At 65.9% G+C, this 24,325-nt stretch carries 25 protein-coding genes and 3 tRNA genes; 8 read left to right on the plus strand and 20 right to left on the minus strand.

The window, feature by feature from the left end; translation table 11 throughout:
* Positions 1-30 precede the first annotated feature (30 nt).
* The 11 genes from INQ40_RS13060 to INQ40_RS07825 form a co-directional block, all read right to left on the minus strand.
* Entirely contained in the window at positions 31-339 is a 309-nt protein-coding gene (locus INQ40_RS13060; RefSeq protein WP_228481960.1) for a hypothetical protein, read from the minus strand.
* Positions 323-1,486, minus strand: a complete 1,164-nt coding sequence (locus INQ40_RS07780; protein WP_194339985.1) for a phage portal protein — start codon at positions 1,484-1,486, stop codon at positions 323-325. The genes INQ40_RS13060 and INQ40_RS07780 overlap by 17 nt, the downstream gene beginning before the upstream one ends.
* Positions 1,483-2,004 (minus strand): HK97 family phage prohead protease, encoded by a 522-nt coding sequence (locus INQ40_RS07785; RefSeq protein ID WP_194339986.1) that lies wholly within the window; start codon positions 2,002-2,004, stop codon positions 1,483-1,485. Before INQ40_RS07785 ends, INQ40_RS07780 begins: the two co-directional genes overlap by 4 nt.
* Positions 2,001-3,215: a phage major capsid protein gene (locus INQ40_RS07790; RefSeq protein WP_194339987.1), complete on the minus strand. Its 1,215-nt coding sequence runs from the start codon at positions 3,213-3,215 to the stop codon at positions 2,001-2,003. The genes INQ40_RS07785 and INQ40_RS07790 overlap by 4 nt, the downstream gene beginning before the upstream one ends.
* A 177-nt stretch (positions 3,216-3,392) precedes the next feature.
* A complete protein-coding gene (locus INQ40_RS07795) occupies positions 3,393-4,502 on the minus strand; it encodes a DUF3631 domain-containing protein (protein ID WP_228482187.1) in 1,110 nt (369 codons plus the stop codon).
* Between the two features lie 70 nt (positions 4,503-4,572).
* Positions 4,573-4,878, minus strand: coding sequence for a hypothetical protein (locus INQ40_RS07800; protein WP_194339989.1), 306 nt, complete (start codon positions 4,876-4,878; stop codon positions 4,573-4,575).
* Positions 4,875-5,174 (minus strand): phage gp6-like head-tail connector protein, encoded by a 300-nt coding sequence (locus INQ40_RS07805; protein WP_194339990.1) that lies wholly within the window; start codon positions 5,172-5,174, stop codon positions 4,875-4,877. Before INQ40_RS07805 ends, INQ40_RS07800 begins: the two co-directional genes overlap by 4 nt.
* Entirely contained in the window at positions 5,171-5,371 is a 201-nt protein-coding gene (locus INQ40_RS07810; RefSeq protein WP_194339991.1) for a DNA-binding protein, read from the minus strand. The genes INQ40_RS07805 and INQ40_RS07810 overlap by 4 nt, the downstream gene beginning before the upstream one ends.
* Positions 5,372-5,450: 79 nt before the next feature.
* Positions 5,451-5,885 (minus strand): hypothetical protein, encoded by a 435-nt coding sequence (locus INQ40_RS07815; RefSeq protein WP_194339992.1) that lies wholly within the window; start codon positions 5,883-5,885, stop codon positions 5,451-5,453.
* Positions 5,882-6,952, minus strand: a complete 1,071-nt coding sequence (locus INQ40_RS07820) for a site-specific integrase (RefSeq protein ID WP_194339993.1) — start codon at positions 6,950-6,952, stop codon at positions 5,882-5,884. The genes INQ40_RS07815 and INQ40_RS07820 overlap by 4 nt, the downstream gene beginning before the upstream one ends.
* Positions 6,953-7,037: 85 nt before the next feature.
* Positions 7,038-7,124 (minus strand) — tRNA-Leu (locus INQ40_RS07825).
* Positions 7,125-7,342: 218 nt separating this feature from the next.
* Between INQ40_RS07825 and INQ40_RS07830 the strand changes: the two genes are divergently transcribed.
* The 6 genes from INQ40_RS07830 to INQ40_RS07855 all read left to right on the plus strand — a co-directional run bounded on the left by INQ40_RS07830 (position 7,343) and on the right by INQ40_RS07855 (position 14,067).
* Positions 7,343-7,837, plus strand: a complete 495-nt coding sequence (locus tag INQ40_RS07830; RefSeq protein ID WP_194339994.1) for a DUF305 domain-containing protein — start codon at positions 7,343-7,345, stop codon at positions 7,835-7,837.
* Between the two features lie 42 nt (positions 7,838-7,879).
* Positions 7,880-8,272, plus strand: a complete 393-nt coding sequence (locus INQ40_RS07835; RefSeq protein WP_194339995.1) for a CopL family metal-binding regulatory protein — start codon at positions 7,880-7,882, stop codon at positions 8,270-8,272.
* A 131-nt stretch (positions 8,273-8,403) separates the two neighbouring features.
* On the plus strand, positions 8,404-10,212 hold the full coding sequence (locus tag INQ40_RS07840) for a copper resistance system multicopper oxidase (RefSeq protein WP_194339996.1): 1,809 nt from the start codon (positions 8,404-8,406) through the stop codon (positions 10,210-10,212).
* Positions 10,209-11,123 carry a copper resistance protein B gene (locus INQ40_RS07845; RefSeq protein ID WP_194339997.1) on the plus strand — a complete coding sequence of 305 codons (915 nt, stop codon included), beginning with the start codon at positions 10,209-10,211 and terminating at the stop codon, positions 11,121-11,123. Before INQ40_RS07840 ends, INQ40_RS07845 begins: the two co-directional genes overlap by 4 nt.
* Before the next feature lie 13 nt (positions 11,124-11,136).
* Positions 11,137-11,682: a DUF411 domain-containing protein gene (locus INQ40_RS07850; RefSeq protein ID WP_194339998.1), complete on the plus strand. Its 546-nt coding sequence runs from the start codon at positions 11,137-11,139 to the stop codon at positions 11,680-11,682.
* A 132-nt stretch (positions 11,683-11,814) separates the two neighbouring features.
* Positions 11,815-14,067 (plus strand): heavy metal translocating P-type ATPase, encoded by a 2,253-nt coding sequence (locus INQ40_RS07855; protein ID WP_255524313.1) that lies wholly within the window; start codon positions 11,815-11,817, stop codon positions 14,065-14,067.
* Positions 14,068-14,120: 53 nt separating this feature from the next.
* On the opposite strand, the gene INQ40_RS07860 is transcribed toward INQ40_RS07855, so the two are convergent.
* From INQ40_RS07860 to uvrC, 4 genes are all read right to left on the minus strand, one after another.
* A tRNA-Cys gene (locus tag INQ40_RS07860) sits at positions 14,121-14,194 on the minus strand.
* Positions 14,195-14,318: 124 nt separating this feature from the next.
* Positions 14,319-14,394, minus strand: a tRNA-Gly gene (locus INQ40_RS07865).
* 38 nt (positions 14,395-14,432) lie between these two features.
* A complete protein-coding gene (gene pgsA, locus INQ40_RS07870) occupies positions 14,433-15,002 on the minus strand; it encodes a CDP-diacylglycerol--glycerol-3-phosphate 3-phosphatidyltransferase (RefSeq protein WP_193983532.1) in 570 nt (189 codons plus the stop codon).
* The gene (gene uvrC, locus INQ40_RS07875; protein ID WP_194340000.1) at positions 14,999-16,876 is read right to left on the minus strand and encodes an excinuclease ABC subunit UvrC; all 1,878 of its coding nucleotides are present in this window, start codon (positions 16,874-16,876) and stop codon (positions 14,999-15,001) included. Before uvrC ends, pgsA begins: the two co-directional genes overlap by 4 nt.
* 315 nt (positions 16,877-17,191) lie before the next feature.
* Between uvrC and INQ40_RS07880 the strand changes: the two genes are divergently transcribed.
* Positions 17,192-18,412, plus strand: a complete 1,221-nt coding sequence (locus tag INQ40_RS07880; protein ID WP_194340001.1) for a DUF445 domain-containing protein — start codon at positions 17,192-17,194, stop codon at positions 18,410-18,412.
* A complete protein-coding gene (kch, locus tag INQ40_RS07885; protein ID WP_228481961.1) occupies positions 18,409-19,638 on the plus strand; it encodes a voltage-gated potassium channel protein in 1,230 nt (409 codons plus the stop codon). Before INQ40_RS07880 ends, kch begins: the two co-directional genes overlap by 4 nt.
* On the opposite strand, the gene kdsB is transcribed toward kch, so the two are convergent.
* From kdsB to INQ40_RS07910, 5 genes are read right to left on the minus strand one after another with little or no spacing between them, the layout of a single operon-like run.
* The gene (gene kdsB, locus INQ40_RS07890; RefSeq protein ID WP_194340002.1) at positions 19,635-20,441 is read right to left on the minus strand and encodes a 3-deoxy-manno-octulosonate cytidylyltransferase; all 807 of its coding nucleotides are present in this window, start codon (positions 20,439-20,441) and stop codon (positions 19,635-19,637) included. The two genes, kch and kdsB, sit on opposite strands and share 4 nt — an antisense overlap.
* Complete coding sequence (gene lpxK, locus INQ40_RS07895) at positions 20,438-21,466, minus strand: tetraacyldisaccharide 4'-kinase (protein WP_194340003.1); 1,029 nt, start codon at positions 21,464-21,466, stop codon at positions 20,438-20,440. Before lpxK ends, kdsB begins: the two co-directional genes overlap by 4 nt.
* Positions 21,463-23,211, minus strand: coding sequence for a lipid A export permease/ATP-binding protein MsbA (gene msbA / locus INQ40_RS07900; RefSeq protein WP_228481962.1), 1,749 nt, complete (start codon positions 23,209-23,211; stop codon positions 21,463-21,465). Before msbA ends, lpxK begins: the two co-directional genes overlap by 4 nt.
* Positions 23,208-23,651, minus strand: coding sequence for a biopolymer transporter ExbD (locus INQ40_RS07905; protein WP_194340004.1), 444 nt, complete (start codon positions 23,649-23,651; stop codon positions 23,208-23,210). Before INQ40_RS07905 ends, msbA begins: the two co-directional genes overlap by 4 nt.
* A 6-nt stretch (positions 23,652-23,657) precedes the next feature.
* On the minus strand, positions 23,658-24,314 hold the full coding sequence (locus INQ40_RS07910; RefSeq protein WP_194340005.1) for a MotA/TolQ/ExbB proton channel family protein: 657 nt from the start codon (positions 24,312-24,314) through the stop codon (positions 23,658-23,660).
* Positions 24,315-24,325 lie beyond the last annotated feature (11 nt).

Below are 24,325 nucleotides of genomic sequence, written 5' to 3' on the forward strand. Positions count from 1 at the left end.
GTGCCAACAGGCTCATCCCTCTGGCGATTTTTATTCGTTGTTCCACGGGTGATTCGGGTCCAACGGCCAGCCGTCCACGTCACAGCCCACGATGCGCGGCACATAGCCACGCTCCCTTGCTGCGGTGCGTCGCGAGTGACAGGGCTTGCACATGCTCGACAGGTCGACGCCTATCTCGTTGCGGCTCGTGTCGTCGGTGTTGTGGTCGACCTCGTTGGCCGGCTCGTTGCAGTCCTCACACAGCGGGAAGCGTTCCAGTTGTGCGCGGCGGATAGCTCGCCATTGCTTGCTGCCCGTGTGCAGGTAGCGGGTGCTCTGTCGGTCATACGTCGGGCGCATCGTCGATCCCCTCGATAGCTGGCAGGTTCTCCAGGCGTCGTGCCTCACTCGGCAGCATCCATCCCGCCTCGATGCCGGACTTGTAGAACTCAGCGCGGTGCTTGGAGTCGCCACGCAACAGCCCTTCGGCGGAATGCTCGATGTAGTACCGGCCACGCCCCACCGGACCCAGCAGCGAGCGATGCCATGCCTGCTCCCATCGGGTCAGCCACGGGCGCAGGGTCACGGTCACGAAGTGCCGCATCATCTCCACGCTGTTGCTGAAGTTGGCGTGGCGCAGGTCGGCCAGCAGTACGGGCGGAATGTTGAACAGCCGCGCGACTTCCTCGACGGTGAACTGCCGTGATTGCAGGAACTGGGCATCCTCATTGCTCATGCTCAGCGGCGTGAACTCCAGACCGTTTTCGAGAATGGCGGTCTTGCCCGCGTTGTCGCTTCCGCTGAACTGCTCACGCCATGACAGACCCAGCCGCTTGATGCCCTCGTCAGTCATCTGATGCGGGGTCTGCAACACGCCAGACAGGCGCGCTCCATTGGCCCAGGAACGGTTGCCGTAGGCTTGCTGCGCCAGTGCCCCGCCCAGCATCTCGCGGGCTACCTGGACGCGGCTGCGGCCCACCAGTCCGTCTTCGGTGCGGTCGCGCAGGTGCAGCACTTCCTCAGCCAGCAGCGAGCGCATCCGGCCATCGGTGTTCACGTCATAGCGGTGCCGGTTATTGGGCAGCTTCACCACGGTCACGTCTGCCGGTGCGATCGGCAGCAGCTCCGTGACCTCGCCGGCCCGGTTCCATCGGATCTCGGCATAGGCGTTGCCCGACAGCAGGCATTGCGCGGTCATCTGCTCTCGCATCTCGAACGCGGTCTGGGTGCCGTTGGGCATCGATGCCAACAGCCGGGTCAGTGGATGGTCCGTTGCGCGTTCCCGGTCGCCGTTGTCCAGGCGTTGGAACACGTGCACCGGCAGACTCGCCACAGTCCCAGCAATCAGGTTCACGGCAGCGAATACGGTGCTGATGCCCTCGGCAGACCGCGCATCCACGAACTGCCCGGACCCGCTCAGACTGCCGGGGTTGATGAGCGCCTGCCAGCTCGGGTCCGCCGGGTCGTTATCGGCTCGGGTCTCAGCCTTGCGGAACGGCCACTTCATTGGACGGTCTCCAGCCAGTAGCGCAACAGCGCCAGTTGGTCATCGGGTCGCAGGCTGCGGGCTTCCACGCTCGTCTGTCCGTAGGCCGGCCAGCTCTGGACAATGCTCACCTCGTGCAATCGAACGCTGCGCAGCTCGCGCGTGTCGCCGCTCCAGTGGTCCCCGCCTTCGTTCACGGTGAAGCCAAAGGAACAGCCGCCCAGGTCGCCCCGCTCTGCCAGTGCCAGCAGGTCGCGGCCCTTCTGGGTGTCGGGAATTGCCAAGTCGAACGCCAGACCTTGTTCGTCCTCTCGCAGCGTCAGCGTCCCGGACTTCGTGCGGCCCAGCACGGCGGCGGCGTCGTGGTCAGCCAGCGCCAGCACGTCATCACCGGATGCCAGCGTTGACGCGAATGCGCCCCGCTTGATCGTCTCGGTGAACGTGCCGATACGCGCCGGGGAATCCCAGCGCGCAACGTATCCGACTAGACGCCGACCGCTGGCGGTCACACCAGCGGCGGCTCGGACTTCCTTCTTCACGGGGTCGGGTCAGGTGCGACCACGAACGCTTCTTCGTGACGTACTGCCACGTCCACGGCGTTGAATGCCCGGACCAGTACGCCGCCTCGGCGGTATGGACCCTCGGCGAAAGCGTTGACCAAAATCTCGACACTTCCCCACTGGCCCAGCAGGACTTGGCTCCAGTCGCCCAGGATGGCCGTTGCAGCCGGTGCCGCGTTGCTGGATGCAACCGGCAGCTCACCGATGGTGCGCGCGGTGGCGATGTAGTCACTGCCGGCGGTGGTCGCCTTCAGGACCTTGCGCAGCTCAGTCAGCACGCCCGGTGACGTGTACCAGCCGGAAGGATCGATATTGACCGCCGCGAGCATCTGTTCCATGTCCAGAATGTCCGCCCAACTCGTCGGAAGGTCGGCAGTCTGGACCCCGGGGTGGTTCATCACGCCCAGCGGCTCGCCGCCGGTTCCGGTTCCGGCAATGATCGCCTTGTCCACGGCTTGGGCAATCGCGAAGCTCAGGTCATCACGTACCAGCCGCTCGATCGCAGGACTAGATTGCAAGATCAAAGCGCGGCTCATTTCCGTGATGCCGCCGACGAAGTGCGGCGTAAGGGTCACGGCGTCGAAGTCCAGGTCGGATTCCGGCAGCGCCTGCCCCTCAGTCACCCAGCCAACCGACAGACCGGCCCCGGCTTTCGGAATCGAGACATTGCCGACCAGCCCGCTCAGAGTGCGAACGCCCAGGTTTTTGACCAGCAGTGAATTACGAAGCGGCCCGATAAACAGGTCATCGCGGTGATCGGTGCCCACCAGGTCACCGGCAGACGTGGTTGTGGTTGCGCGGCTCTCCAGTGCAGACAGCGGCACAAGGATGCCGCCATGCTTGGCAGGCCCGTGACGGCGCTCCAGCTCGGCGTGCATCTCAGCCTCGGCACCGGCAATCGCGCGGCCCTCCATCCCGGCGCGCAGGACGTTCAGCAGCGATACGCGCGACTCCAGGCCGCCCCGGTTGTCGCCGTGTACCGGCTCGCCCGTCATGTTGCGTTCCTGCTCGCTCAGGAAGCTGGCGCGGCTCTCTGCGGCCTCCAGCTCGGTGATGCGGGTCTTGATGGTGTCGAACTTGGCGGACTCGTCAGCAGTGAGCGCGCGGTTCTCTTTCTCAGCACCGGCCACGATGGCGCGGGCTTCGGATACGGCGGCAGACTTCTGCTCGCGGATGGTCTGGATTTGCATTGAAACTCCGGGTTGAATTTGGGATTCCCGTCGTATCAATTACAACTGTAAACACGTGCTGGCAAACAACATTACTGGCGATATATGGCGACACTTGGCGACTATTGATGCTGTTGCTGGATTGCGCCGATTTGCGCGGAAATAGCGATGGAACCTCTTGTTCCACCGCTATCCATTTCAGAATCCGCCCGATACCTTCCGGTATTCGTCCAACGGTGTAACGCTTGTAACGGATGTAACGGCAGAATCCGGGGACGGAGACAGGTAGCGACTCCACGCATCGTGCAAGCTCTCGCGCTTGTATCCCTTCATCGGCTCTCCCCCTATCCGTACAGTTGTCGGGCTGATTTGATACTGCTTTAGACGATAGGACAGGCTCCGGGTATCAAGCGGCTTCCCACGTAGATCTCCCCACGGCGATTCGTCCAAGCTGTTCAATCGGTTGACGATATCGTGACTCGACATGGCTTCCGCGCTTCCGAATATCCTTTGCAGGTCTCGGAGTAGCTGGATTCCCAAGCTCCCTCCGCCTTCGGATTTTGCCGTTACAGCCGTTACAGCCGTTACACGCGCCAGCTCCGGCCACTCCTCTCCGGCCGCATCGGCCACGGCAATCAATGGCTCCCACACGTCCGCGTCCCGGTCCTGGACTTCGGGCGGCATCTCGGGAAACACGTCTGTCACGTCGCCCTCGATCTGCCGTGACCACTTCGCCAGCTTTGCGCCGATGCGCTCGGCTTCCGGCCCGTTGATCCTTCGCCGGTACGGCTCGACAACCTCGTGTGGTGCGCGTCGCCTCATTCGAATGACAACACTGCGGGTCATGATCGTGTCAGGCAGTCCGCCCAAGCCCGCCAGCGCGACGGCGCAGTACGCGGGGATTTCCTCCGTGAACACCTCCTTGCCTCGCACGACACAGCGCCCAGCGGTCGAATGCTTCCGATGGCCGGAGTTCAGAAGTCCCCGGATTTCTTCGTTGTCCTTCGCCTTGGGTCCGAACACGGTGTCGATCTCGTCATACAGAATGGTCGGGCGACCATCTTCATCTCCCACTTTGCGGAACAGATAGGCGGGCGTGACGTTGACGGATTCCACGGCGCGCGGGACGAGCAGCTCAGTCACTTCCAACACGCGACTTTTACCGCTGCCAGGCTCGGGCGACAGCACCGCCAGACGGGGCGTTGAATCCCATGCGTCCATTAGATGCGTGTGCGCGATCCACAGCGTGTGCGCGACTTGCGCCTCGTTGTCCGGGTACGCGACGAAACGCCCGATGTAATCGAACACGTCGCGCAACAGGTCCGCTCCACTGATAGCGCCAGATTCCTTCCGGGCGCGTTCCTCCAAGCTCAGGCGGTCACCGTCCACTCATCACCTCCGGCAACGGGGTTTCCAGCACCTGCCGCAGGTCGAACATCTTCAACGCGAGCCGATACAGTCGCTGCGGGCAATCGCCCGGCATCGGCCCACCGCGCGCGGCCAACTCGACTACGTGTTGCAGATACGTCAGGTCGGGCAGTACCGCGTCCAGCGCGAGCGCGAAGGCGGAAAGACGCCATTGCAGTTGGTTGTAGGGGCTGGCATGATCTGGGTGTCGGCTCTCGCCAGAAACGACGCCCGCGAAGTCCGCCATGATCGGCGGATTTTGCTTTTGTGGATTCATGCGATGCCCACCTCCCGGCGGTGCCGGCGCAGGATCCGATCAGCCGCGCCCCGGCGGTATTCAGCCTCGGGAACCGGCAGTTGGTCGGAGTGGCATTGGGCGATCAGATAGGCCGCCGTCCGCAGGTCTGCGGGGATCTCCAGTGCGCTGCCGAACTCGGTCTCGGGGTCGAACCCGATAAAGCCCGCGACCTCAGCCTCGGCACTATCCAGATGGCTCTGCAACACAATGTCCAGGCCGGCATCTGGAACCTCGCGCAGCAGAGCGCGATACTCGGCAAGTGACAGCCAGCTCATGCCGCCACCGCCTGCTGCGAGTCAATCCAGCGCTCGAATGCCTCGGTGTCGATATAGACGCGCCGGCAAACTCGCACAATCGCGCCGTGGTCAGCTAGACCATTTTCGCGCTCATTGAAGATATACCAGCGCAGTTGGTTCTCGGAGAACGGCGATGCAGCCGCGAAGTCTGTAACGGATTTCAGATTGCGCTTCATTTCTACCTGCCTCACTTATGCCCACTATTGGGCGGTGTGGTCAGGTTGGGCGTTTACGGGAAACGCCTCTAGGAACCTATTATTTTTTTTGCTTGTAACTCACGGCGCCGTGGGCTTCAAAGAACTCCATGAACTCGGTCGCGGCTTTACCCTTCTTCGCCAGCGCGGCGCGGATTGCCTCTACGCTTACTCCATATTTCTCCGCCAAATGCTCTTTTGCTGCGTTCGCACTTGTGGGGATATTCGGGTTTCTCGTCATCGCCTCAAACTCCAGTGCGATATCGCTCGGGTTGATCCTCGGAGCCTGCCCGGCCTTGCGCCTTTGCTTGTCGGGCAAGTTATCCGCCCATCCGCGCAGGATTGCAGTTGCAACTTTCAGATCCAACTTGCTCAGCGTTTCTCCGCGCTCAAGCGTGTCCGCCATTTCCCGCACCCACTGCCTCTGGCTTGCAGCGACCTCTCGGTATTCGTCGTCTGGCATCGGAAACTCAAGCCCTGCGTCTTTGGTGCTCATGCCTCATCCCCCAGCTTGTCCGCGATGCCGGCAAGCGTCGCCCGGACGTGATCGGTGTTCTGGTGGCTGTAACGCAACGCCATGACCAGCGTGCTCTGCCCAAGCGCAGCCGCGACTTGCGCCAGAGTCGCACCACAGTCGGTCAGATAGGTGGCCGTCGTGTGCCGTAGATCGTGAAAGCGGAAGTCCTCCAGTCCGGCAGCATCGCGAACAAATCGCCATGGCTTGTCCATGTTCGCAGGGGCGGCGTCGGTGCGGCCCTTGAACACCCATCCATCTCCCGTGGGGTCGCGCTCCAGTTGCGCCTGTAGCGCCGCCTGCGCCCCGCCGACTACCGGGATGCGTCGCGGTTCGCCATTCTTGGTCCGCTCAATCACCAACTCCCACTCGACTAGATCAACATCTTCCCAGCGCAGGAATCGCAGGTTGGAGTAGCGCGCGCCGGTCGCCAGCGCCAGCGTGACCAGCAGGTGCACGTTCGGGTCAGCAGACTCCCGGCACGCCTTGAACAGCGCCTTACGCTCATCATCGGAAAGGAAGCGGATCACGCCGTTACTCTCGGCAGCTTTGGGAGCACTCAGGACGGGATTGGCCGGCAACAGCCCTTCCACCTTCCACGCCCATTTGCAGACGGCGCTGGCGGCGGCTAGGTAGCGGTTGATGGTCGCCCCGCTGATGGGATCCCCGTAACGGTTCGTTCGCTTCGCCAGCTCCACCTTAGCTTCTGAAAATACGCGCGCCTTCAGCCGGTCTAGCGTCGTGTGGCCGTACTGCTCACGCCACCATGCCAGCAGCGCGACCGTCCCGGCTTTGTCGCGGTTGTTCTTCTTCGTCGGCAGGTATTCTGCGATGAACCTGTCTATCAGGTCGGCAAAGGTGATCCGCCGATCTGCGGTGGTCGGCACGAACACGCCGTGGCCTAGGTCAGACTCCACCTTCGCGGCCCACGCCCTGGCGTCGGTCAGCCGCTTGAACGTTCGCGTCCTGGGCTTCTCGCCCTTCAGTCGCACCTTGACGCGGTAGCTTGTCCCGCCCGTTCCGGTAGTGCGCTTTTCAATGGTCGCCATTGGCTTCTGTTGGTGGTTGTGTCCCGCATTTGTCCCACGGGACAATCAGGATTGCAACTCTAAAACGCTAAGCCATTGATTTTGTTGGTGCCCGGACCGGGAATCGAACCCGGATAGCCTTGCGGCTGACGGATTTTAAGTCCGTTGCGTCTACCAGTTCCGCCATCCGGGCTGAGGAGGCGCGCTGCAGCACGGCCATTGTACGGACGCGGCCCGGCTCAGAGAACTTTCGGCCACTCATGCGGCGGTTTGCCGGTTTCGCTACAGCGGGGTTTCACGGGATGCGAACCGATTGGGGCGAGACACTGTCCGTGATACGGGCATTTCAACCTGCCGCATGGGTTGACGCCCGCCAGCACCAAACCCGCCCACACCCGGAGGGAATCATCCATGTCCAAATACATCAAGTTCGGCGCCATGATCGCCACGTCCACGGTGGTGATGTTCATCCTGATGTACCTCAACACCTACGCGACCGACCACATCTTCTTCAGCGAGACCCGCGTTTACATGGCGATCGTCATGGGCGCATCCATGGCCATCGTGATGCTTCTTTTCATGCTCAAGATGTATGAGAGCGCCGCAACCAACGTCGCCATTCTGGTCGGCAGCGTGGCCGTTTTCGCGCTTGCCTTGTGGCTGGTCCGCAGCCAGGAGACCGTGGACGACGTCTCCTACATGCGGGCGATGATTCCGCATCACTCGATCGCCATCCTCACCAGCGGCCGCGCCCACATCCGCGATCCGCGTGTGCGCGAACTTGCCGACGGCATCATCGAGGCGCAGGTCCGCGAGATCGACGAGATGAAGACGCTCATCAAGGACCTGGAGGCCAACCCGGTGCCCAAGGGTGCGCCGGACCTGCCGCCGGTTCAGCCTGAATAGCGGCGGCGCCGGCGTCATTTCTTTGCTTTAAAGTAGACAGCGATGCCAATCCCACACCTGCTACTGCGTGTCCTGCTTTGCCTGGCGCTGATCCTCAATGGATCGGGTCTCGCCGTGGCTGCCACGCAGATGCATGTGCAGCACGTCGGCATGGCCGATGCGGTGTCCGCCACGGATGACCACGAGGACTGCGCTGGTCACGCGCAGCGGGCAGTGCATGACAGCTCCGGTGCATCCTGCGACAGCCATTCCCTGGCCGCGGATTGCTGTGAGGGCTCGTCGTGTGACGCGGCCTGCCCGGCAGGGATGCTGTGGACCGTCACCGTGCCGGCGCAGGCCTGGACGCTCCCGCCGCAGGTGCTGGTCGACCACCAAACGATCTCCGACCACGCGGCGCCGGTGCTGCAGGGTCGATACCGACCTCCGATCGGTTAAGTCCGGTCGCCCGCCACGGGCGGCCGTTTCCATTTGCCTTCCATACGCGCGTGCTCGACGCGGTGGCGGCAAGTGTCGAGCGATTCCGCCTTTGCGCGGACGACGACTTATCCGAATTCACGGAGTGATCCATGTCTACCGACTCTTCCGACCGCCCTCCGGCGGCGCCTTCCCGACGACGTTTCGTCACGGGCCTGGCCGCTGGCGGCCTCGCTGCGGGCATGGGCCTCTGGCGGCTGCCGGCGTTCGCCGCCGCGGGCCAGACCCCGGCGCTGCAGATCCTCAGCGGCACCGATTTCGACCTGTCCATCGGCGGCTCGATGGTCGATTTCACCGGCCGCGCGCGGCCGGCGATCACGGTCAATGGCTCGCTGCCCGCACCGCTTCTGCGCTGGCGCGAAGGCGACACGGTGACGGTGCGCGTGGCCAACCGGCTGCGCGATGCGTATTCGTCCATCCACTGGCACGGCATCCTGCTGCCGGCCAACATGGACGGTGTCCCGGGCCTGAGCTTCGACGGCATCGCTCCCGGCGAGACCTACACCTACAAATTCCAGCTGCAGCAGTCCGGCACCTACTGGTACCACAGCCACTCGATGTTCCAGGAGCAGGCGGGCCTGTACGGCCCGATCATCGTTGAACCGCGTGCTCCGGCGCCCTACCACTACGACCGCGAGCATGTGGTGCTGCTGTCGGACTGGACCGACATGGATCCCACCGCGCTGTTCCGGCGCATGAAAAAGGACTCCAGCTTCGACAACTACTACCAGCGCACCGTCGGCGATTTTGTTCGCGACACACGCGAGGACGGCCTGTCGGCGACGTTGCAGGACCGGAAGATGTGGGGGCAGATGCGCATGACGCCGTCCGACATCTCCGACATCAACGGCCACACCTACACCTTCCTGATGAATGGCACGGCGCCGTCGGGCAACTGGACCGGCCTGTTCAAGCCCGGCGAAAAAGTCCTGCTACGCTTCATCAACGGCTCGGCGATGACCTATTTCGACGTGCGCATTCCCGGCCTGAAAATGACCGTGGTCGCCGCCGACGGGCAGTACATCCACCCGGTTTCCGTCGACGAGTTCCGCATTGCCGTGGCTGAGACGTTCGACGTGCTGGTCGAGCCGGCGGGAGCGGACGCGTTTGCGATCTTCGCCCAGGACATGGGCCGTACCGGCTACGCGCGCGGCACGCTGGCCGTGCGCCAGGGCCTGCAGCCGCCGGTGCCACCGCTGGATCCCCGGCCGCTGTTGACCATGGACGACATGGGGCATGGCGGGATGGATCACGGCGGCATGGACCCCCGCAGTGGCGCCCAGAGTGCAGGAGGGAGTGCGGCAGGACACGCCGGCATGGACCACTCCGGCCACAACATGAGTGCAATGGCCGGCATGGACCACTCGGCCGACGGCATGCAGCAGCATCCTGCCAGCGAGACCGGCAACCCGCTGGTCGACATGCAGGCGATGTCCCTGGCTCCGAAGCTGGACGATCCGGGCATGGGCCTGCGTGACAACGGCCGCAAGGTGCTGACCTACGGCGTCATGAAGAGCCTGTTCGACGATCCCGACGGCCGCGAGCCCAGCCGCGAGGTCGAGCTGCACCTGACCGGGCATATGGAGAAGTTCGCCTGGTCGTTCGACGGCCTCAAGTTCGCCGATGTTGAACCCCTGCGGCTCAACTACGGCGAGCGTCTGCGCATCGTGCTGGTCAACGACACGATGATGGGCCACCCCATCCACCTGCACGGCATGTGGAGCGATCTGGAGGACGAGAACGGCAATTTCCACCTGCGCAAGCACACCGTGGATATCCCGCCGGGCACCAAGCGCAGCTATCGCGTCCGCGCCGACGCACTGGGCCGCTGGGCCTTCCACTGCCACCTGCTTTACCACATGGAAGCCGGAATGATGCGCGAAGTGAGGGTCGAGGAATGAGCCGCGTAAATATTCCCGCCGCGTTGGCACTCGCGCTGGGTCTGGCACTGCATGGCACCGCCGTTGCGCAGCACCATCACGGCCACGCCGCCTCGACGCCGGCACCTGTCGCACAGGACCCCTCCGGCCATGAGGGACACGACGCGACAAACCACGGCGCGATGGATCACTCAGTGGGACAAGGCACGCCACCCAGCGAGCCGATCACGCCGATTCCCACAGTGACCGACGCTGATCGCACGGCCGCATTCCCGGTCCTGCACCGCCCCATGCAACACGCCCCGGAGATCAACAGCTACGTCGTTTTCAACCGGCTCGAGGCGTGGGACGCTGACCCGGGAACCGGCCAGGCCTGGGAGGGAGAAGCCTGGATTGGCAGCGACATCAATCGCCTCTGGCTGCGCACCGACGGCGAGCGGATCGGCGGCAGGACCGATGCGGCGGAACTGGAGGTCTTCTACGGTCGCAGCGTTTCGACGTGGTGGGATGTCCTGGCGGGCATCAAGCACGACTTCAATCCGGGCGAATCACAGACCTGGGCCGCCTTCGGCGTGCAGGGTCTGGCCCCGATGAAATTCGACGTCTCGGCCACCGCCTACGTCGGCGATTCCGGCCAGACCGCAGCCAACCTGGAGGCGGAATACGAACTGCTGCTGACCAACCGGTTGATCCTGCAGCCGCTGCTCGAGATCACCGCGTTCGGCAAGGACGATCCACAGCGCGGCGTCGGTTCCGGATTGAGCTCGATGGAAGCCGGAGCGCGCCTGCGCTACGAGATCAACCGCCGTTTCGCCCCCTATGTGGGCGTGTCCCACGAACGTGTTTTTGGCAACACCGCCGACTTCCGCCGCGCCGATGGCGAAAACACCCGTGACACCCGCCTGGTGGCGGGCGTGCGCATCTGGTTCTAACGGAGCACCAACCATGCAACGCAATCGTCTCGTCTTCCTGACCCTCGCCCTCGCCTCCGCACATGCGCTCACCGCGTGTGCCGCAGCGCCGGACCACAATCCCGCGATGGCTACTGCAGCGACACCCGCAAGCCCATCGCAAACCGCCGTCCACACTCCGGTCCCGAACGAATCGGCGCTGCCGATGATGGTCGTCAGCAAGAGCGCGAGCTGCGGCTGCTGCCACCTGTGGGTGGAGCACATGGAAAAGGCCGGCTTCACGGTGGAGGTTGTGAATACCGAAGACCTCAATCCCATCAAGGAGCGCGTTGGCGTGCCCTACGGCAAGGGCTCGTGCCACACCGCGGAAGTCGGCGGCTATTTCGTCGAGGGCCATTTACCCGCCGACGACATCAAGCGCCTGCTCGCCGAGCGTCCCGATGCCAAGGGCCTGGTTGTGCCCGGCATGCCGGCCGGCTCGCCGGGCATGGAGCTCCCCGACGGACGCGTGCAGCCGTATGTCGTCGAGCTGGTCGCCAACGACGGCACCACATCGGAGTTCGCCCGCCACGGGAATTGAGCCGCCCCGCACACACCCAGCCGCCGCAGATCCTGCCATCGCCATCGCCGCCCCCGGGAGGGACCCATGAACAACCCCCATCACCACAAGGACTCCGCTGAAGGGAGCGCGGTCACCGATCCGGTCTGTGGCATGCAGGTGGATCCTGAGACGACCGCACACCACGCCGAGCACGAAGGCACGACCCACCACTTCTGCTCGGCCCGCTGCCAGGAGCGCTTCGTCGCTGATCCGGCACGCTACCTTGACCCGCAAGCCGCAGACGCGGCTCCGCCGGCTGTGGAAGCGGCGATCTACACCTGCCCCATGCATCCCGAGATCCGGCAGGAAGGCCCGGGCACGTGCCCGATCTGCGGCATGGCGCTGGAACCGGAAATGCCGGGCCTGGACGATGAGGAAAATCCGGAGCTGCGTGATTTCAGCCGCCGCTTCTGGTGGACCCTGCCGCTTTCGGTCGTCGTGATGGTGCTGGCGATGTTCGGCCACCGCTTCCCGGCGCTTGCGGTGGCGGCGCGCACCTGGATGGAATTCGCACTCACCCTGCCGGTGGTGCTGTGGGCGGGCGCGCCGTTCTTCGTGCGCGGCGTGCAGTCGGTCCGCAACCGCAGCCCCAACATGTGGACGCTGATCAGCATGGGCGTGGGCGCCGCGTTCGGCTACAGCGTGGTGGCGACGCTCGCACCCGACCTGTTCCCGGAATCGTTCCATGAGCACGGCCGGGTCGGGGTTTACTTCGAAGCCGCCTCGATGATCATCTCGCTGACCCTGCTTGGCCAGATGCTCGAGCTGCGCGCCCGGTCCAAGACCTCCACGGCGCTGAAGGCACTGCTGGGACTCGCCCCGAAGACCGCGCGCCGGCTGAACGATGACGGCACGGAAGAGGATGTCGAGCTCAGCCACGTCCACGTCGGCGATCGCCTGCGTGTCCGTCCGGGCGAAAAGGTGCCGGTGGATGGCGAGGTGATCGAGGGCAGCTCCAACGTCGACGAGTCGATGCTCACCGGCGAGCCCATCCCGATCGAGAAGAGCCCCGGTTCCAAGGTCATCGGCGCCACCCTCAACGAAAGTGGTGCGCTGGTGATCCGCGCGGAAAAAGTGGGCTCGGAGACGGTCCTTTCGCAGATCGTGCAGCTGGTCTCTCAGGCGCAACGCTCGCGGGCGCCGATGCAGCGCATGGCCGACAAGGTCTCGTTCTGGTTCGTTCTGGCGGTCATTGCGATCGCCATTGCGACCTTCGTCGTCTGGGGACTTTTCGGCCCCGAGCCGTCGTGGACCTTTGCCATCGTCAACTCGATCTCGGTGTTGATCATCGCCTGCCCCTGCGCGCTCGGGCTGGCGACGCCGATGTCGATCATGGTGGCGACGGGCCGCGCCGCCGGCGAAGGCGTGCTGTTCCGCGACGCGGAAGCCATCGAGAACCTGCGCAAGATCGACGTCCTCATTGTCGACAAGACCGGGACCCTCACCGAGGGACGCCCCGCGTTCCACTCCACCCTGGCGGCCGAAGGCTTCAGCGGGGACGAAGTGCTGCGTCTGGCCGCCAGTCTCGACCAGGGTAGCGAGCATCCTTTGGCGGATGCCATCGTCGCCGAGGCGCGGCGGCGCGAGATGACGCTGGAAACCCCGGAGGCGTTCGAGTCCTCCACCGGCATCGGCGTACGCGGCAAGGTCGGCGGCGCCACCCTGGCGATCGGCAACACCGCGCTGATGGACGAGGTCGGCGTGGATGCGTCGGTACTCGCTAAACCGGCCGAAGCGCTACGCCGTGAGGGCGCCAGCGTCATGTACCTGGCGGTCGACGGTGCCCTGGCTGGCCTGCTGGCGGTTTCCGACCCGATCAAGGCGACCACCGGCGATGCCATCAAGTCGCTGCACGAGGCGGGCCTGAAGATCGTGATGGCCACTGGCGACGGCGTCACCACCGCCAAGGCAGTCGCGGAAACACTCGGCATCGACGAGGTACACGGGGAGGTCCGCCCGCAGGACAAGATTGAACTGGTGCAGAAGCTGCAAGCCGAAGGCCGCAAGGTCGCGATGGCCGGTGATGGCATCAACGACGCCCCTGCCCTCGCCGGCGCCGACGTCGGCATCGCGATGGGCACCGGAACCGACGTGGCGATGTCCAGCGCGCAAGTGACACTGGTGAAAGGCGACCTGCGCGGCATCACGCGGGCGCTGGCGATCTCCAGGCACACCGTCGCCAACATGAAGCAGAACCTGGGCTTTGCGTTTCTGTACAACGCGATGGGTGTGCCGATCGCCGCGGGCGTGCTGTACCCGTTCACCGGACTGCTGCTGAGCCCGATGATCGCCGCGCTGGCGATGAGCCTGAGCTCGGTGTCGGTGGTGGCCAACGCGCTGCGTCTGGGCGCGAAGAAGGCCTGATCGACCGCTTCATGCGGCCAATAAAAAACCCCTGACGAGTCAGGGGTTTCAAATGGAGGCCGAGGTCGGAATCGAACCGGCGTACGCGGATTTGCAGTCCGCTGCATGACCACTCTGCCACCCGGCCGGATGACGTGTGCCACAAGGATAACCCCTGCGGCGGGAGTTGCACTGGACAATCCCCTGAAAAAACAAAACCCCGAAACCGGGGCCTTGTTCGGTGCCACCCCGGCGAACCGTGGTGCCATGTTTGGAGCGGGAAACGAGACTCGAACTCGCGACCCCGACCTTGGCAAGGTCGTGCTCTACCAACTGAGCTATTCCCGCTGACTGAGCCGACTATTGTAGGCATGCAGACAGAACTGTCAACTGCCTCGTGAATCTTCTTTCATCGACGGCCACGCGGCTCGCAGATACGCAAAACCGGACCAGAGCGTAAGCAATGCCGCGGCCGCGAGCAACCACTCTCCGATGGTGAAAATGGGCAGACCGAACAGGGGCTTCTGGTAGAGCAGGAACACCAACGCCAGCATCTGCACGACCGTCTTGATCTTGCCCAGCGTGGCGACCTTCACCTTCGCCCGCTGCCCGAGCTCGGCCATCCACTCGCGCAGCGCGGAGACCGCGATCTCGCGCCCGATGATCACCGCTGCCCACAGGGTCATCCAGACGGTGGGGTGCTTCTGCACCGTCAGCATCAGGGCCACCGCGACCATCAACTTGTCGGCTACGGGATCGAGGAAGGCGCCAAACGCGGAGAACTGGTTGTAGCGCCGCGCGATCCAGCCATCCGCCCAATCGGTGAACGAGGCAAACGCGAAGATCGCCGCCGCCGCCAGGCTCGTCCACTTGAACGGCAGGTAGAAAACGACCACCAGCACCGGGATCAGCGCGATCCGCAGCAGGGTCAGCATGGTGGGTACCGTCAACTTCATCCGTTGCTCCGTGTGCCGTCATCCGGCGCGCCGCCCGCCTCTTCAAGCCCGTGCAAGCTTGCGTAGATACGCTCGGCCAACGCGGCGTTGATGCCGTCGACCCGCGAAATTTCCTCCACCCCCGCCGCCTTGAGTCCACCCAGGCCGCCGAAGTGCCGCAACAGGTTACCGCGTCGGCGCGGGCCAATACCGGGAATGTCCTCCAGCCGGCTCGAACTGCGTGCTTTCTGGCGGCGGCCGCGGTGACCGGTGATCGCGAAGCGGTGCGCCTCGTCGCGCACCTGCTGGACCAGCTGCAATGCCGGCGAGTCGGCGCCCGGGTGCAGCGTGCGCCCGTCGGGCAGCAGCAGGTCCTCATCGCCCGGACGCCGGGCCGGACCCTTGGCCACGCCCACCAGCACGACGCTGTGGATGTCCAACTCGTCCAGCACTGCCCGCGCCTGCGCGACCTGCCCGGCCCCGCCGTCGATCAACAGGATGTCGGGCAGCACGCCGGCCGGCTTGCCCTGCGCGGCCACCGCGCGCTTGAAGCGCCGGCTCAGCGCCTGGTGCATGGCGGCGTAGTCATCGCCCGGCTCGATGCCGGCGATGTTGAAGCGCCGGTACTGGCCACGTACCGGCCCTTCGGCGTCGAACACCACGCACGAGGCGACCGCCGCCTCGCCCATGGTGTGGCTGATATCGAAACACTCGATGCGCCCGGGGAGTTCGTCCATGCCGAGCATCTTCTGCAGATCCTGTGCACGCGCGAGCTGGGCGGCGTGGCTGGTACGCTCGCTGGCGAGGGTGATCTGGGCGTTGCGACGTGCCAGGCCCAGGTAGCCGGCGCGGTCGCCGCGCACGTTCCAGCGCAGCTGCACGCGCCGATCCCCGGCGTGCGACAGCGCGGCCTCGATCAACTCGCGATCGGGGATATCGCGGTCCAGCACGATCTCCCCCGGCGGCAGATGCTCGCCGTAGTACTGGGAGACGAATGCCGCCAGCACTTCCTCCGCGCTCTCGCTGCCGTTGGTCCGCGGGAAGAACGAGCGGGTGCCCAGATTGCGACCATCGCGGAAGGCCAGCAGCATCACGCAGGCCGCGCTGCCCTGCATCGCCACGGCCAGCACGTCCAGGTCGGCCGCACGCCCGTCGACGTACTGGCGTGCCTGCAGCGTGCGGATGGAGCCGAGCAGGTCACGCAGGCGCGCCGCCTCCTCGAAGGCCAGGCGAGCGCTGGCGGCCTCCATGGCGCGGCCCACCTCGTCGGTCAGCTCGTCGCTGCGGCCTTCCAGCATCAGCACGGCGCGGCGCACGCTTTCGGCGTAGGCGTCCGCGTCGACCAGGCCGACGCAGGGGCCGCTGCAGCGCCCGATCTGGTACTGCAGGCACGGTCGGGTGCGGTTGGCGAACACGCTGTCCTCGCAGCTGCGCAGCTTGAACAGCTTGTGCACCAGGTTGAGCGTGTCGCGGACGGCGCCGACGCTGGCGTAGGGACCGAAATACCGACCCGGCACCGAGCGCGGCCCGCGATGCATCGCGATGCGCGGCCATTCCTCGTTGGTCAGCAGCACATAGGGGTAGCTTTTGTCGTCGCGCAGCAGCACGTTGTAACGCGGTTTCAACGACTTGATCAGCTCGTTCTCGAGGATCAGCGCCTCCGTCTCGGTGCGGGTGACGGTGACTTCCATGCGCGCGGTCTGGGCGAGCATGGACATGATCCGCGCCGACTTCGGCGTCGCGTTGAAGTAGCTCGAGACACGGCTTCGCAATGCGCTCGCCTTGCCCACGTACAGCGCCTTGTCATCGGCACTGATCATCCGGTACACACCCGGCGCAGTGCTCAATGTCCTGGCGAACGCCTTGCCATCGAACGCGGGAGTTGCCAGTTTCATGCCACCGGGCCCCTCGTGCTGGAGGGCAATCCAGTCCCGACACACGTGTGGATGCTGTCCACGAGCTCGCGCGGGTCATTGCAAAGGGCAAAGGATGAAGGGGTAAGCATGCACTCCATGGATGGGGCAGATTATGCGTCAGGGCAAGCCCCGGCAGGCCCGTCAGCACTCAAAACCAGGACAACCCGCCCGACGATGACAGCCGAACCCGATCCGCCACCGCCCGCACCAGACCCCCCGCCTCCGCCGCCGGCCAGGCTTGCCGGCGACCCCCGCGCAGCGGCGCTGGCACGGCGCAAACGCATCGCGGTCAGCATGCTTGCCGTCGCTGCGGCGGTGTTCGGCATCGGCACCTGGCTGCGGATCACCCACCCGCATTGGGGTTTCGACCTGCTGGTGGCCATGGCCGAGGCGGCGATGGTCGGCGGCCTGGCGGACTGGTTCGCGGTGGTGGCGCTGTTCCGGCACCCGCTGGGACAGCGCTGGATTCCGCACACCGCCATCATTCCCAACAAGAAGGTGGCGCTGGGCCGCTCGCTGGCGAACTTCATCAGCGACCACTTCCTGGAAAGCGGCGAGGTGCTGCGGCGGGTGGAGGAGTTCAACCCGGGCCAACGCTTGGCAATCGCGCTGGCCAATCCGGTGCACGCGGACCGGATCGGCGCGTTCGTGGTCAGCGTCGCGCCCCACCTGCTGCAGCTGATGGACAGCGAGCGCCTGCATCGGTTCCTGCTGGGACTGGTCCGCGAGCAGTTGCAGCGCGCCGATGTCGCCGAGCTGGGCAGCCAGCTTCTTGAGGTGATGACCCAGGACCGCCGCCACCAGGCGCTGCTGGACAGCGTCCTGCGCGATGTCGGCGACCTGCTCGCCAACGAAGACACCCAGCACCTGATCGCCGGCAAGATCTCGCCGCGCTTGTGGTCGGTGCTGCGGCTGACTCGCCTCGATGACGCCGTCGCGGAAAAGCTTGCGGCTAAAATCATCGCCGGTGTCAGCGACCTGATCACCGACATGGCCGAGGACCAGGAACACGAGCTGCGCCAGCGCTTTGACAACTACGTGGACGCATTCATCGATCGCCTGCGCACGGATCCGTCGCTGCAGGACAAGGTTTCGGCGCTGCGCGACCGGGTACTGGATGATCCGGCGCTGGCGCGCTATCTGCGCGAGTCCTGGACCCAGGTGCTGGACTGGGTGCGCGATGACCTGCAGCGCCACGACTCGGCGATCGCGGGCAAGGTCGCTGACGCGTCGCGTGCGGTCGGCGACAAGCTGGCCAGCGATCCAGCCGTGCAGGCCTGGCTGAACCAGTGGGTGCTGGACACCCTCGGCCCGCTGATCGAAAAGTATCGCGGCAATATCCGCGACTTCATCGTCGAACGCGTGGAGCGCTGGGACACCCGCGAGCTGGTGCGCGAACTGGAATTGAGCGTCGGCAGCGACCTGCAGTACATCCGCTACAACGGCACCGCGATCGGCGCGCTGATTGGCGGACTGCTGTACGCGACGGTGCGCCTGATCGAGTGGCTCGCATGATCGCCGGTGACCCCGCCGGCAGGATCGCGGTGCGACCGGTCGCACGTATGCGGGCACTCATGCGCCGCTGGTACTCGGTGCTGCACGGCGAGCGCTGGTTTCCGCACGTTCCACTCGCCCTTGCCTTGGCCATCGGCGGAGTGCTGCTGCTGCGCCTGGACTTCGGCGCGGACTGGCGGACCTACCTGTACGGAATGCTGGACGGCCACTTCGCCGTCCGCCCCCAGCGGCTGCCGGGACTGTTGATCGGCGGTGGCATGCTGATCATGGCCGGAGGCCTGCTGTCGCGCTCCCGGTTGGCCTGGAGCATGGCGTTGTTGTTTGCCCTCACCGGCGTCACCAGCCTGCTGCTGGGACAGGCCCGTTCGCACATGCTGCTGGCCTACTTCGTGGTGATGCTGCTGGCACTGTTCATCGCCTGGCGGCAGTTCGACCGCAGCAGCGTTGCCGCCAGCACCCTGTTCGCCGTGACCTCCGTGGTCATGCTGCTGATGTACGCGACGTTCGGCGCCTACTACCTGGGCGGCGATTTCGACCCGCCGATCACCGATCTGGTCAGCGCGCTCTACTACGCCATGGTCACGATGAGCACCGTCGGCTTCGGCGACATCACGCCTCAGACGTCGGAAACCAAACTGTTCACGATCTCGGTGATCGTGCTGGGCGTCGCTGTGTTCGCGACCTCCCTGACCGCCGTCATCGCGCCGATGGTCAGCAACAGCCTGAAACGCATCGTTACGCAAAAGGGGACACGCATGAAACGCGAAGACCATTTCGTCGTCATCGGCAGCGGCTCGCTGGCGATCAACACCGCGCGCGAACTGGCGCGCCGCGGCAACAAGGTGACCCGCCTGCTGCGCGCGCCGCCCGAGGACAGCGACAGCCGCGAGATGGATATCGTCATCGGCGATCCGAGCAGTACCGACGTGTTGCGCGAGGCCGGCGCAGACCGCGCCGAGGCGGTGCTGGCGATGCTGGTGGACGACTCGGAGAACGCCTTCGTGATCCTTGCGGTGAAAGAGCTGGGCGGCACGGCGCGCACCGTGGCCGCCGTCAACGATGCGAAGCATCTGAGCCGGGTCAAGCTGGCCCAGCCCGACGTGGTGATCTCACCGCAGGTGCTGGGCGGTGAACTGACCGCGATGCTGCTCAGCGGCGAGGAAGTGACCCCGGATTTCGTGATGAAGCACGTGTTCCAGCGCAAGGACGAAGCTGCGGGCTTCTAGCGCGTTCCACTCGCGGACCGCATCAGGGTTTCGGCCCGGGCAAGGTCCTCGGCCGTATCCACGCCGGGCGGGAAGGGCTCGGGCGTCAGCGCCACCGCGATGCGGTGCCCGGCCTCCAGCACGCGCAACTGCTCCAGCAGCTCGATCTGCTCCAGGCGACCCGGTCGCATCGCCGCGAAACGCTGCAGGAATCCGGCCCGGTACGCGTAGATTCCGATGTGTCGCAGCCACGGACCGCCTTCAGGCATCCGCGTGCGATCAGCGGCAAAGGCCTGGCGCGGCCACGGCACCGGCGCGCGGCTGAAGTAGAGCGCGTCGCCGTTGGTGGCACGCACCAGCTTGACCGCGTTCGGGTCCAGCAGCGTCCCGACCTCATCAATCGGCGCCGCCAGGGTCGCCATTTCCGCGCCGCTGCTGGCAAGCAATGCAGCCACCGCGCGAATCCCCGCCGCGGGTGCGAACGGCTCGTCGCCCTGCAGGTTCACCACGATGGTGTCCTCGCTCCAGCGGGCGATGCGCGCGCACTCTGCGAGGCGGTCGGTGCCGGAAGCGTGCGCGGCGGAAGTCATCGCCACCTGCACGCCGGCACCCTCCAGCGCCTCGGCAATGCGCAGGTCATCGGCCGCGACCCAGACGTCGCGTGCTCCCGCCGCCAGCGCGCGACGGGCGACATGCAGCACCATCGGCTCGCCGGCGATGAGGCGCAGTGGTTTGCCGGGCAGCCGGGTCGCGTCATGCCGTGCCGGGATCGCGACAACAAAGTCGAGAGCGCTATCCGCTCGCGTACCGGTCGCTTGATTCATGCCTTGCCGACCTGCCCGATCCGGTCCAGCAGCGACACCCAGAACCCTTCCGGCAGCTCCGCGCTGACCGGCACGCTGAAGAACGCGTCGGTCGCGAAGCCCGCGCACTTGACCGCGTCCTTCTCGGTCATCAGGACGGGCAGGGGACTGCCGAACTGGAAGTCCTCGGCGCGATAGCGGTGGTGGTCGGCGAAGGCATGCGGCACGACCGCGATGTCCAGCGCCCGCAGCATCGCGAAGAAACGCTCGGGATTGCCGATTCCCGCGACGGCGTGCACGCGGTGGCCGGCAAAAGCGGCCAGCGGACGCGGCCTGCCCCCCAGCACGGGGACGGCATCGTGGCTGGCCAGCCGCATCGGCCACTCGCCGAACCCGGTGCCGTTGACGTCGCTGACCGGCGCATTGGCGACGTTGATAACGCGGAAGTCGCAGGCATCGCCACGCGGCGGCAACTCGCGCAGCGGCCCGGCCGGAAGCAGGCGGCCGTTGCCGTAACGGCGTGCGCCATCGACCACCTCGATCTCGATGTCGCGTTTGAGCCGGTAGTGCTGCAGGCCGTCGTCGCACAGGATGATGTCGCAGCCGGCCTTTGCCAGCGCCGCCGCCGCTGCCGCGCGGTCCCGGTCGGCGCGCAGCTTGACGCCGGTGCGGCGCGCCATCAGCACCGGCTCGTCGCCGCCGACGGTCGGCGCGGTGCTCGCCTCCACCCACACCGGCGATCCCGCGTCGGTGCGGCCGTAGCCGCGGCTGGCGATGCCCGGTGTCCAGCCCTCCTGCTGCAGCCGGTTTGCCAGCGCGATGGTCAACGGGGTCTTGCCGGCCCCGCCGGCGGTGATGTTGCCCACCACCAGCACCGGAACGCCCGGATGGCGACGCCGCAACAGGCCGACGCGATAGAACCAGCGCCGCAGCCCGGTCAGGATGCCGTACAGCCACGCCAGGGCGCGCGCGAACAGCGGCACCGGCAGGTCGCTGTACCAGTACGCCGGCTGATGCTCGCGCCGCCGCGCGGGGCCGGTACTCATTGCGGCTCCCGGAACTGCATGCGGTGCAAGTGGGCGTACAGACCATCGCGCGCCAGCAGTTCGTGGTGGGTGCCGCGCTCGACGATCCGGCCCTCGTCCAGCACCAGCACCTGGTCGGCGTGTTCGATGGTCGACAGGCGGTGGGCGATCACCAGCGTGGTGCGGTCGGGCATCAGTCGCTCCAAAGCGTCCTGCACCAGTCGTTCCGACTCGGTATCCAGGGCCGCGGTTGCCTCGTCAAGGATCAGGATCGGCGCGTCCTTCAGCATCGCCCTGGCAATCGCCAGGCGCTGCCGCTGGCCGCCCGAAAGGCTGCTGCCCTTGGCACCGATCGGGCTGTTGACGCCGCCCGGCAGCCGCTCGACGAACTCGGTCGCGTTGGCACCGCGGATGGCTGCCTCCAGGCGGTCCGCCGGCGGCTGCTCGAGCTCGCCGTAGGCCACGTTGGCGGCGATGGTGCCGTCGAACAGCATCACGTGCTGGCCGACCAGCGCGATCTGCCGGCGGAGGTCCGCCAGCCGGTAGGCGTCCAGCGGCTGGTCGTCCACCAGGATCTGGCCGGACTCCACCTCATAGAAGCGAGGGATCAGCTTGATCAGGGTCGACTTGCCGCTTCCGGAGCGGCCGACGATCGCCGTGACCGTGCCCGGCCTGGCGATGAAACTGACATCGCTGAGTGCGTTGCGGGCCTGGCCGGGATAGCGCGCAGACACGTCGCGGAATTCGATCTTGCCGCGGGCGCGCTGCAGGGGCTGGGTGCCCGCGTCGGGCTCGTCGTCGGCGTCGATGACGTCAAACAGGCGCTGCGCGGATGCCACCCCGCGCTGGAGCATGCCCTGCACGTTGGTGAGCTGCTTCAGCGCCGGGATGATGGCCATCATCGAGGTCATCAGGACCACGAAGCTGCCCGCGTCCATCCGGCCCGCCTGCGCTTCGCGGCCGGCAAAGAACAGCAGCATCGCCAGGCCCACCGCGCCCATCAGCTGCACCAGCGCCGAGGAGATGCTGCGGGTCGACTCCACCTTCATGCTCAGCTTCAGATGGTGGTTGGCCTGTTCGGTGTAGCGCTCCAGCTCGACGCCCTGCGCGCCGTAGACCTTGACCTCCTGCTGGTTCGCCAGCGCCTGGTCGGCCGACTGCAGCAGCTGCGCGCCGCTTTCCTGGATGCGGTGGCTGACCCGCCGATAGCGCCGGCCGACCTTGTCCATCACCCACCCCAGCGGCGGCGCGAGGATCAGGATCAGGATCGTGACCTGCCAGCTCGTCCACAGCATCACCCCGACCATCACGATGGCCTGGAGGGACTGCTGCAGCATGACCTTCATCGCATCGATGGCCGCCTGCGCGACCTGGTCACTGTCGGAACTGAGCTTGACCAGCATCGAGGGGACCGGCTCGGCATCGAAGCGCTGGCCGGGCAAGCGCAGGTACTTGCCGAGCACCTGCACGCGCAGGTCGCGGGCGATGCTGCGGCCCGCCCGCGCCATGCTGACGTCGGTCAGGTAGCCGGCAATGCCGCGGGCCACGAACAGGCCGACGATGGCGAGCGGCAGCACCAGACTGGCCGCGGCGTCCCGTGCGATAAAGGTCTGGTTGATGATGGGACGCATCAGCCAGGTAAAACCGCCGCCGGCCAGCGCCTCGATCACCATGCCCACCAGGCCGACCCCGAGCAGGGCGCGATAGGGCCTGGACAGGGTCAGCAACCGGCGGTAGATCTGCCAGGGCGAGGTGGCTTCGGTCACTGGATCGGATCCTGGGCCGCAGCATCCGCTTCCGGCGAGGCGGTGGCGGTCATGATCCGGCGGAAGCCCAGCTGGCCCAGCGCGTCATACACCGTCACCACGGCCTGGTAGGGCGTGCGCGCATCGGCCCGCAGCATCACCGGGCGCTCGCGCTCCGCGCCGGCGACTTCCGAGATTATGGCTTTCAACGAATCAACGTCGTTGCGCAGCACCTCGCGGTCATCGACGAAGTAGCGCCCGTCCGCATTGACCAGCACCACCAGCGGCTGGGTCGCCTCGATCTGCTCGCCGGCCGCGCGCGGCAGCTCCAGCTGGATGACCGAGCGCGCGTCGAACGTGGCGGTGACCACGAAGAAGATGATCATCACCAGGATCACGTCGATCAGCGGAACAAGGCTGATCTCTGGCTCGTCATCGGCCCGATGGTCGCGGATGCGCATGGACGGTCAGTCCACCAAGGCGGGCGTGCGCAGCTGCGCTTTCACCGCCGGCGCGGCGGGGCGCGCGTTTTCCAGGGTATCCAGCAACTGGATCGCCTCGTGCTCCATCTCGACGATGTAACCGGCGATGCGGCCGCGGTACCAGCGATGCGCCATCAGTGCCGGAATGGCGACCACCATGCCGGCGGCCGTGCAGACCAGTGCCTTGCCGATGCCGCCGGCCAGCTGGTTCACGTCGCCGATGCCGTGATCAAGGATGCCCAGGAACAGCTGGATCATGCCCACCACGGTGCCGAACAGACCAAGCAGAGGGCCGGCGGATGCCACCGAGCCGAGCGTGTTGAGGTAGCGCTCCATCTTGTGCACCAGATGGCGGCCGACATCCTCGATGCGCTCGCGGATCTGCTCGCGCGGGCGCTCACGCACGTCCAGCGCGGCGGCCAGCAATTCGCCCAGGGGCGACGTCGCCCGCAGCGATTCGATGTGGGCGGGGTCGAGCGCGCCGCCACTGGCCCAGGTTCGGACTTCGTTGCCCAGACCGGGTGGCAGGACATGCGCGCGTCGCAGCGTCCAGGCGCGCTCCACGATCAGCGCCACGGCCAGCGCCGACAGCATCAGGATAGGAATCATCGGCCATCCACCCGCCTTGACCAGTTCCAGCACGCGCCAACCTC

Source organism: Lysobacter sp. H21R4, assembly GCF_015277535.1.
GTDB lineage: Bacteria > Pseudomonadota > Gammaproteobacteria > Xanthomonadales > Xanthomonadaceae > Novilysobacter > Novilysobacter ciconiae.